Genomic DNA, 8,629 nt, shown 5'->3' with positions numbered 1-8,629 from the left:
GGCTCTGGACAAGCCGGGCGCGGGCCTCGGCGCGTGCCGCTCTACCGGTACGCCGCCTGCCCGGTGAGCGCCTGGCCGACCACCAGCGTGTGGATCTCGCTGGTGCCCTCGTAGGTCAGCACCGACTCCAGGTTGTTGGCGTGCCGGATCGGCGAGTACTCCAGCGAGATGCCGTTGGCCCCGAGGACGGTGCGGCACTCGCGGGCGATCGCCAGCGCCTCGCGCACGTTGTTGAGCTTGCCGACGCTGACCTGCTCGGAGCGCAGCCGCCCGCCGTCCTTGAGCCGGCCGAGGTGGACGGCCAGCAGCGCGGAGTTGCCGAGCGCGAGCGCCATGTCGGCGAACTTGCGCTGGGTCAGCTGGAAACCGCTGATCGGCCGGCCGAACTGGACCCGCGCGTCCGCGTACCGCAGGGCCGCCTGGAGCGAGTCCCGGGCGGCGCCGACCGCGCCGAACAGGATGCCGAACCGCGCCTCGTTCAGGCAGGACAGCGGCCCGCGCAGCCCCTTCGCCCCCGGCAGCTGCGCCTCGGCGGGCAGCCGGACGCCGTCCAGGTGCAGCTCGGAGGTGACCGAGGCGCGCAGCGACAGCTTCTGCCGGATGTCGCGGGTGGTGAAGCCGGGTGTGCCGCGCGGCACCAGGAAGCCGCGCACGCCGTCCTCGGTGTTCGCCCAGACGGTGGCGACGTCCGCGATGCCGCCGTTGGTGATCCACGTCTTGGTGCCGTCGAGGATCCAGTCCGAGCCGTCGCGCACCGCGCGGGTGCGCATCCCGGCCGGGTTGCTGCCGAAGTCCGGCTCGGTGAGCCCGAAGCAGCCGATCGCGGTGCCGGCGGCGAGCCCCGGCAGCCACTCCTGCCTCTGCTCCTCCGAGCCCCACCGGTGGATCGAGTACATCGAGAGCGAGCCCTGGACCGAGACGAAGCTGCGGAAGCCGGAGTCGGCGGCCTCCAGTTCGAGGCAGGCCAGGCCGTAGGAGACGGCGTTGGTGCCGGCGCAGCCGTAGCCCTCCAGGTGCATCCCGAGCAGGCCCAACGCGCCGAGTTCGGGGGCGAGTTCGCGGGCGAAGTGGGCGCTGTCGAACCACTCGGGCAGGTGCGGGCGGACCCGGTCGGCGAGAAACCTGGCGACGGTGGCCTGGATCTCGCGCTCCTCGTCGGTGAGGAGGGTGGCGAAGTCGATCAGGTCGAGCGGGTCGGACATGGCGGTGCCGGTGCCGTGCGGGGTGCTCATGGGTGGTCCTCGGGGTCCTTGTCGTACGGGGCGTCCAGCCAGGCGGTCAGTTCGGCGGTGTGCTCGCCGAGCCGCGGCGGGGGCAGGTGGTAGCGGGGCGGGGTGCGGGAGAGGCCGATCGGGTTGGCGACCAGGTCCAGCGGGCGGCCGTCCGGGCCGGGCAGCGGCGCCCGGGGGTGCAGGCCGAGCGAGTCGGCGAGGCCGAAGGCCTCGGCCAGGTCGTTGACCGGACCGCAGGGCACGCCGAGCGGGGTGAGCACCGCGAACCACTCGGCGGCGGTGCGGCGTTCGAGCCGGGCGGTGAGTTCGCGGGCCAGCACGGTCACGTGCGCGACCCGGTCGGAGTTGGTGGCGAAGCGCGGGTCGCCGGCCAGCTCGGGGGCGCCCACGCCCCGGCAGAGCGCGGCGAACTGCCGGTCGTTGCCGACCGCGACGACCATCGGGCGGTCGGCGGCGGTGAACACCTCGTACGGGGCGATCGACGGGTGGCGGTTGCCGAGGATGCCCGGTACGGCCCCGGCCAGGGTGTAGCCGGCGGATTGGTTGACCAGGCCGGAGAGCAGCGTGGAGAGCAGGTTCAGCTCCACCAGCTGGCCCCGGCCGGTGGCCTCGCGCTCGCGCAGCGCGGCCAGCACGCCGACCGCCGCGTGCAGCCCGGTCAGCACGTCCACCAGCGCGACGCCGGTCTTCACCGGCTCGCCGGGGGCCGGGCCGGTCACCGACATCAGGCCGCCCACGGCCTGCACCAGCAGGTCGTAGCCGGGCAGTTCGGCGCCCCGGCCGGAGCCGAAGCCGGTGATCGAGCAGTAGACCAGCCGGGGGTTGAGGGCCTGGGCGCGGTCCGGGTCGAGGCCGTGGCGGGCCATCGTGCCGGGGCGGAAGTTCTCCACCAGCACGTCGGCGCGGCGGACGAGTTCGACGGCGCGGGCGTGGTCGGCCGGGTCGCGCAGATCGAGGGTGAGGGAGCGCTTGTTGCGGTTGACGGAGAGGAAGTAGGTGGCTTCGCCCTGGGCGTGCGGCGGGCCCCAGGCGCGGGTGTCGTCGCCGGTGCCGGGCTGCTCGACCTTGACCACGTCGGCGCCGAGGTCGGCCAGCAGCATCGTCAGGTAGGGCGCGGCGAGGACCCGGCCGAAGTCGGCGACCAGGACGCCGTCCAGCGGGAGCCCGGTCATGCCCGCTCCCCGGTCGCTTCGGCCACGGCCGCCGCGTCGCCCGAGGGGGCGTCGCCGCGCAGGTGCGGGCGGGCCAGCAGGAGGTAGAGGCCGCCGGCCGCGAGCACCACCACCGCGGAGAGCAGCACCAGGTAGTTGTCGTACCACGCGGCGTCCGGGGTGCGGCCCCAGCAGATGTTGACGATCGCGGCGACGCCGTAGACCAGCGCGCCGGTGTTCACCGCCAGGCCCCAGCGGCCGAGCCGGAAGTCCCCGCTCGGGCGCCAGCCGCGCAGCCGGGCCCGCAGCGCGGCCAGCACCACCATCTGGAAGGCCAGGTAGATGCCGATGCTGGAGAAGGAGATGATCTTCGTGAGGGCGCCCTCGGAGAGCGCCGAGGCGCCCACGATGATCGCGCCGGGCAGCGCTGCGGCGAGCAGCAGCGCGTACGGCGGCACCCACAGCCGGTCCGAGACGGTGGACAGCAGCCGGCTGCCTGCGATCATCCGGTCCCGGGCGAAGGAGTACGCGAGCCGGCTCGCCGCCGCCTGGAGGCTCAGCACGCAGGACAGGAAGGAGATCAGCACCACGCCGATCACCACCCGGGCGCCGGCCGCGCCGAAGGCGTCGTGCAGCACCTTGGCCACCGGGTCCCTGTCGTCGCCGGAGACCACCGCGCCGATGTCCTGGATCGACATCACCAGGGCCAGGCTGACCCCGATCGCCGCCGCGCCGCCGACGTAGATGGTGCGCCGCATCGATTTGGGGATCTGCCGGCCCGGGTCGGGCACCTCCTCGGCGACGTCGCCGCAGGCCTCGAAACCGAAGAACAGGAAGACCGCGATCAGCCCGGCGGCCAGGAAGGCGTCGGTGTAGTCGCCGTCGCCGCCGGCGCCGAACCGGTCGAAGAGCACGCCGAGGCCGTGGTAGCGGTGCGTCAGCAGCAGCCAGGCGCCGACCGCCAGGGCGCCGAGCAGCTCGGCGGCGAAGCCGAACACGGCCGCCGCCGACAGCACCCGGGTGCCGCCGAGGTTGATCACGGTGGCGAGCGCCAGCAGGCCGAGTGCGCACCAGACGGTCGTCGCGGTGCTCGGCTCGACGCCCAGCAGGGCGGCCACGTACGGGCCCGCGCCGTAGGAGACGGCCGCGATGGTGGACATCAGCGCCAGCAGGTAGACCCAGCCGGTCATCCAGCCCCAGGTGCGGCCCCAGAGTCGGCGCGCCCACGGGTACACCCCGCCGGCCACCGGGAACTGGGCGACCACCTCGCTGAACACCAGGGCCACCAGCAGCTGGCCGAGGCCCGCGATCAGGAAGCTCCAGACCATCGGCGGCCCGGCGGTCTGGAGCGAGGAGGCGAAGAGTGTGTACACGCCGACGACGGGGGAGAGATAGGTGAAGCCGAGCGAGAAGTTCGCCCAGGGGCTCATGTCGCGCTTGAACTCGGAGGTATAGCCGAGGGCGGCCAGCCGCTCGGTGTCCGGGTCGTGGGAGTGGGTGGTGGCACGTGCAGTGGCATCGGTCATGACCTGCTCCTGGGAACGTGTCGTGATGCGTGGGGGAGCGCTGCGGGGTGATGCTCGGGCCGAGGTTGCGGGAAAACATACGAGATTGAGTTTCTAGCGGCAAGAGTGCGCGCTCGACCGGGAGGTACCCTGCGGGAAACATCCGGTCGGACGGTGATCCGGCGACGGCGATCGAGGAGGGGCCCGTGACGGCCATCGGCAGTGCGACCCCGCTGCTCAGTGCCGTCCTCGCGCCGCTCGCCGACCTCGGGCGCGCCGACGCGGTGGCCCGCCGGATCACCGAGGCGATCGCCCTCGGACTGGTCGCCGACGGGGACCAGCTGCCCAGCGAGAACGACCTGGCCGACCAGCTCGGCGTCGCCAACGGCACCGTCCGTGAGGCCCTCGCACTGCTCCGGGAGGCCGGACTGATCGAGACCCGGCGCGGCCGCAACGGCGGCAGCTTCGTCCGCACCCCCGCCGAGGGCTCCGAACACCTCCAGCTCGCCCGGCTGCGCGACCTCGCCACCGTCGACCTGCGCGACCTCGGCGACGAGGAACTGGCCGTCTTCGGCACCGCCGCCCGGCTCGCCGCCGAACGCGCCCCGGCCGACCTCGGACCCCGGCTCACCCGGCTGGTGCACGACCTGCGCGACGCCGCCGGGCCCGCCGAGCAGCGCCGTGCCGATGCCCGCTTCCACATCGAACTCGCCGTCGCCGCCCAGTCGGTGCGGCTCACCCAGCTCGCCGTCCGGCTCCAGGCCGAACTCGGACCGCTGCTCTGGCTGCCCGCCCCGCACGGGCCGGACCAGGAGCGCTTCGCCGAGCAGCACCGGGAGATCCTGGTCGCCGTGCTGGCGGGTGACGCGGCCGGCGCCCGGGCCGCCGCCGAGGCGCATGCGGTGGCCTGCGTGCACCATCTGGTCCGGCGGCACCTGGAGTTGGCGGACGACGGCTGAGCCGGGGCCGTGCCGCCGTTCCCGGACCCCTCCCTCGCCGCCGGAGCCGTCATGACCAGCGCGTCCAGCCTCACCCTGCCCGTCGCTCGCGAGCCGGCCGCCGTCGAGCGGTGCGCCCGGCACCTCGCCGCCGCCGTCGACTCGGTGCTCGCCGAACTGGACGGCCTGCGCGCGGCCGCGGCCGGCTGCTGGACCCGGGCGGCCGCCGAGGGGCGCCGGCCCGCCGCCGCCGAACTCGCCGTGGTGCAGGGAGCGGTGGGCGAGCTGCTGGCGCGGCCCGGCTCGCGCTGGTTCGGCTGCGGAGCGGTCGTGGCGCCCGGCGCGCTCGCCGACGCCGACCTGCACGTGGAGTGGTGGTACCGCGGCGTGCGGGGGGCGGGGGAGCGGCGGCTGCGGCTCGCGCTCGACCCGGCGGACGCCGAGTTCTACGACTACCGGGTGCTGCCCTGGTTCGCCCGGCCCCGGGACGAGGGGCGGGCCGCGGTGGCCGGGCCGCAGGTCGACCTGCTCTGTGCCGACCGGTACGTGCTGTGCTGCGCCCGGCCGGTGGTCGTCCCGGGCGCGGGCTTCGTCGGGGTGGCGGCCGGGGACGTCCCGCTGGCCGCGCTGGAACGGCTGCTGGTGCCGCCGCTGCGGGCGCTGCCCGGCGAGGCGGCGCTGCTCGACGCCGAGGGGCGGGTGCTGGCCGCCACCACCCCGGCCCTGCCGGTGGGGTCGCTGGCACGCGGGCTGCTCGCGGACCCGGCGGCCGAGCGGGCCGGGGTGCCGTCGGCGGCGGTGGACTGGACGGTGGTGCGCGGCTGACGGGGCGGTGGGCAATATGACCTTCATTTACGAAGGTATTATTCGTTCCGCTTCCCGCGCCCGGGCGGTGTGCTGAAGCAGCAGTCCCCGCAGAGCCCGGCACCCGGCCCCACCCGGTAGTAGAGGCAGCAGCTGTTGCGCCGGAACGCTGTGCCGCGCGGCCCGGTGTGCAGGGTGCCCGATCCGGCCAGCGGTGGACGGTCCAGCAGCTCCGCGGCCAACGCCCGTGCGGCGCCAGGCGCATGGGCGTCCAGCACCCGAAGCGTCCCGGCCAGCGCGGACGCGGCGTTGCCGAGCAGCAGGCGTGAGGAGAGCGGTGCGACGGCCCGGACGGCTGCCGCCAGTCGCTCCAAGCAGCCGAGCAGGACGGCTTCGTGGAGCTGGTCGGCAAGCGTTCCGGCGGCCGGCCGGGCGGGCTCCGGGGGTGTCCACAGATCGAGCGGGCCCTGGTCCGGGATGCGCATCCAGGCGTGCTCCAGGGTCGGGACCGTTCCCAGCAGGACGGCCGAGCCCAGTCCCACCGACCAGAAGCGGGCGGCCAGTCCCAGATGCAGGATCGAGGCGGCGACCCGGGGCTCGTCGGTGCCGAGCCGCCGCGCCACCACCCGCAGCCGCGCCGCCAACGGCGCGTCCGGCCCGGTGCCGTACAGCTCGGCCAGCGGCCGGAAGCCCGCAGGCGGCGGCCCGGACGGCGAGGTGTCGAGCGCGAAGTACGGCCCGACGGCGCCGAGCCGGGCGTAGTCGGGCGGCCGCCGGTCCGGCGCGGGGTTCAACGGCCGTCCCCTGTTCGGTCGTTGAACCCCGCGCCCGCCCGTGGCGGGATGGTCGGACGGTCCAGGGACAACGGGGCCTCCAGGTCTCCGGGTGTTCGGGCGGCGGTGCGCAGCCCCGCTCGTTGCCCGAGAGGCCCTGGCAGGCCCGGTCGGCCGGGTGTCAGCTGCGCACGGAGAAGTCACCACTGCTCGTGCGGATGAACGGTACCGTGCCCTGGCAGTCCGACACCGGCTGGCCGAACACGCCCCAGACCCAGCCCATCCGGTCCCCGTGCCGCCCGTTGTCCTCCACCGAGAGCGAGACTTTCTGGCCGACCAGCTCCAGTCCCGGGAACCAGGGCGCCTCGCCCTTGGTGACCACCCCGGTGGCGATCGCCTCCCGGCCGCCGACGGCCAGACAGGTGATGTCCCCCTCGAAGTCGGCGACCAGCCGGCCGTCGGTGCGCACGTGACGGACGTGGAAGTGGCCTGCGGTGCTGTGCGGATCGGTGTTGGTGGCGGCACGGGCGTCCACCGAGATCTGCACCGGGTCGCCTTCGAAGCCGTGGAACGAGGCGGTGAGGACGGTGTTGCCGGTGCCGCGCACGCTGACCGGTCCGAAGTCGGCTGCCGCGGCGGCCGGTTGTGCGGCGGGGACCGGTGCGGCGACGGCGGCCGGTGCGGCGGTGGCGACCGTCGCGGTCAGCAGGAGGAGCGAGACTGCGGCGGTGGCGAGGCGGCGGTTCATGGCGGTTCGTTCTCCTTCGGCGCGGTTGTTCCGACGCCACCGAGCATGCTCCCGCCCGGCCGTGCGGACCTCCCGCTGCGGAGGGGAGTTGACGGCGGACCGCTCCCTCCCGGGGAGGAGGTCGCCTCCCCCGGGAGAGCTGCCCGTAGGCTCGGCCGGGTGCGCACCGACTCACCCTCCGTCCGGTCCGATTCCACATCGCCGCGGTCGGCTCGGATCCGGCGGCGGCTCGCCGCCGTCGCCGCGCCGGCCCTGATGCCGCCCGTCGCGCTCGCGCAGGCGGACGCCCTCGGTGCGGCCGCGCTGCTCGCCCTGACGGCGCTGCTCGCCGCGGCGGTGGCGCTGCTGCCGTGGCCCATCGGGCGGATCACCCTCGGCACGGCCGCCGGGGCGGTGGCCGGTGCCTCGCTGCTGGTCGACCTGGCCTACCCGGGGCCCTACCGGCTGCCCGCGTTCTGGATGCCCTTCGAGTGGCTCGCCCTGATCGGGCTGCTCTTCCGGGCCGTCCGCCGACTGCCCGACCGCTCCGTCTGGGCGGTCAGCGGGCTGCTCGGGCTCGCGGCCGTGCTGCTGCCGCTGCGGTTCGCCCTGCGCGTTCCGCAGGGCGGCGCGGCCGGGACGGTGGGCGGGGTGCTGCTCTCGTTGCCGCCGGTGCTCGGCGTCGCGGGCGCGGCCCTCTACCTGCGGGTCCTGGACGCCCGCCGGGAGCGGGCGGTGGCCCGGGCCCGGCGCGAGCAGCGGCTCGAAGTGGCCCGCGGGCTGCACGACTTCGTCGCCCACGAGATCACCGGCATCGTGCTGGAGGCCCAGGCCGGCCAACTCCCTGGCCAGGAGCCGGAGGAGACCACCGCACTGCTGCGCCGCCTGGAGGAGGCCGGGCTGCGGGCGCTGGACTCGATGGACGAGATGGTCGGCGCCCTGCGCGAGCCGAGCGGTCCGGACGACCGGGGCGGTCCGGACGGTCCGGAGGACCGGGGCGGCCGAGCCTCCGGACGGGGGGACCTGGAGGAGCGGACCGGCGGGGCGACCACGCGCCGGCTGGGCCTGGCCGACCTCCCCGAGCTGGTCGCCCGCTTCGGCACCACGGGTGGCCTGCGCGCCACCGCCGAGCTGGCGCCCGATACCGCCGGCCGGCTCTCCGCCGAGGCCGAGGCGACCGCGTACGCCGTCGTCCTGGAGGCCCTCACCAACATCCGCCGGCACGCCCCGCAGGCCACCGAGGTCACCGTCCGGGTGGCCCCCGGCGAGGACGGCGCCGTCGAGCTGACCGTCACCGACGACGGCGGCCCCGCCCGTAAGCCGCTGCTGCGCCGCCGCCCCGGCGTCGGCGGCACCGGCCTGGCCGGACTCACCGCCCGCGCCGCCGCTCACGGGGGCTCGCTGACCGCCGGCCCGGGCACGCCCGCGGGCTGGCGGGTCGGCTGCTCCCTGCCGGGACGCTGAGGCGCGCACGGAAGCGGCGTCGACCCGAGCGGGTC

General features: G+C 75.5%; 8 protein-coding genes. 3 read left to right on the top strand and 5 right to left on the bottom strand.

What is annotated here, in order from left to right:
* Positions 1 to 41: 41 nt before the first annotated feature.
* The 3 genes from ACFU7Y_RS33850 to ACFU7Y_RS33840 are packed head-to-tail and all read right to left on the bottom strand — an operon-like array spanning position 42 to position 3,909.
* Positions 42 to 1,232, bottom strand: a complete 1,191-nt coding sequence (locus ACFU7Y_RS33850) for an acyl-CoA dehydrogenase family protein (RefSeq protein WP_374120035.1) — start codon at positions 1,230 to 1,232, stop codon at positions 42 to 44.
* Complete coding sequence (locus ACFU7Y_RS33845) at positions 1,229 to 2,404, bottom strand: CaiB/BaiF CoA-transferase family protein (RefSeq protein WP_224282230.1); 1,176 nt, start codon at positions 2,402 to 2,404, stop codon at positions 1,229 to 1,231. Before ACFU7Y_RS33845 ends, ACFU7Y_RS33850 begins: the two co-directional genes overlap by 4 nt.
* On the bottom strand, positions 2,401 to 3,909 hold the full coding sequence (locus ACFU7Y_RS33840; protein WP_224282229.1) for an APC family permease: 1,509 nt from the start codon (positions 3,907 to 3,909) through the stop codon (positions 2,401 to 2,403). The genes ACFU7Y_RS33845 and ACFU7Y_RS33840 overlap by 4 nt, the downstream gene beginning before the upstream one ends.
* A gap of 185 nt (positions 3,910 to 4,094) precedes the next feature.
* Here ACFU7Y_RS33840 and ACFU7Y_RS33835 point away from each other — a divergent pair, with 185 nt between their 5' ends.
* Both ACFU7Y_RS33835 and ACFU7Y_RS33830 read left to right on the top strand, forming a co-directional pair.
* Positions 4,095 to 4,847 (top strand): FadR/GntR family transcriptional regulator, encoded by a 753-nt coding sequence (locus ACFU7Y_RS33835; RefSeq protein ID WP_224282228.1) that lies wholly within the window; start codon positions 4,095 to 4,097, stop codon positions 4,845 to 4,847.
* A 51-nt stretch (positions 4,848 to 4,898) separates the two neighbouring features.
* Positions 4,899 to 5,651 carry a hypothetical protein gene (locus ACFU7Y_RS33830; protein ID WP_380770658.1) on the top strand — a complete coding sequence of 251 codons (753 nt, stop codon included), beginning with the start codon at positions 4,899 to 4,901 and terminating at the stop codon, positions 5,649 to 5,651.
* Positions 5,652 to 5,689: 38 nt separating this feature from the next.
* Here ACFU7Y_RS33830 and ACFU7Y_RS33825 read toward each other — a convergent pair whose 3' ends face one another.
* Positions 5,690 to 6,424, bottom strand: a complete 735-nt coding sequence (locus ACFU7Y_RS33825; RefSeq protein WP_224285366.1) for a (2Fe-2S)-binding protein — start codon at positions 6,422 to 6,424, stop codon at positions 5,690 to 5,692.
* A gap of 160 nt (positions 6,425 to 6,584) precedes the next feature.
* On the bottom strand, positions 6,585 to 7,151 hold the full coding sequence (locus tag ACFU7Y_RS33820) for a hypothetical protein (protein ID WP_224285367.1): 567 nt from the start codon (positions 7,149 to 7,151) through the stop codon (positions 6,585 to 6,587).
* 159 nt (positions 7,152 to 7,310) lie between these two features.
* Between ACFU7Y_RS33820 and ACFU7Y_RS33815 the strand changes: the two genes are divergently transcribed.
* Positions 7,311 to 8,594 carry a sensor histidine kinase gene (locus tag ACFU7Y_RS33815; RefSeq protein WP_380770657.1) on the top strand — a complete coding sequence of 428 codons (1,284 nt, stop codon included), beginning with the start codon at positions 7,311 to 7,313 and terminating at the stop codon, positions 8,592 to 8,594.
* The last annotated feature ends 35 nt before the right edge of the window (positions 8,595 to 8,629 follow it).

The organism is Kitasatospora sp. NPDC057542, from assembly GCF_042801945.1.
GTDB lineage: Bacteria > Actinomycetota > Actinomycetes > Streptomycetales > Streptomycetaceae > Kitasatospora.
The sequence above is the reverse complement of the archived record's forward strand: the minus strand, read 5'-3'. Positions and strand labels throughout refer to the sequence as shown.

What these genes read in the sequence shown, in the direction of transcription:
- ACFU7Y_RS33850 (WP_374120035.1), bottom strand. Translation starts at nt 1,232, where the DNA reads ATGAGCACCCCGCACGGCACCGGCACCGCCATGTCCGACCCGCTCGAC.
- ACFU7Y_RS33820 (WP_224285367.1), bottom strand. Translation starts at nt 7,151, where the DNA reads ATGAACCGCCGCCTCGCCACCGCCGCAGTCTCGCTCCTCCTGCTGACC.
- ACFU7Y_RS33840 (WP_224282229.1), bottom strand. Translation starts at nt 3,909, where the DNA reads ATGACCGATGCCACTGCACGTGCCACCACCCACTCCCACGACCCGGAC.
- ACFU7Y_RS33830 (WP_380770658.1), top strand. Translation starts at nt 4,899, where the DNA reads ATGACCAGCGCGTCCAGCCTCACCCTGCCCGTCGCTCGCGAGCCGGCC.
- ACFU7Y_RS33845 (WP_224282230.1), bottom strand. Translation starts at nt 2,404, where the DNA reads ATGACCGGGCTCCCGCTGGACGGCGTCCTGGTCGCCGACTTCGGCCGG.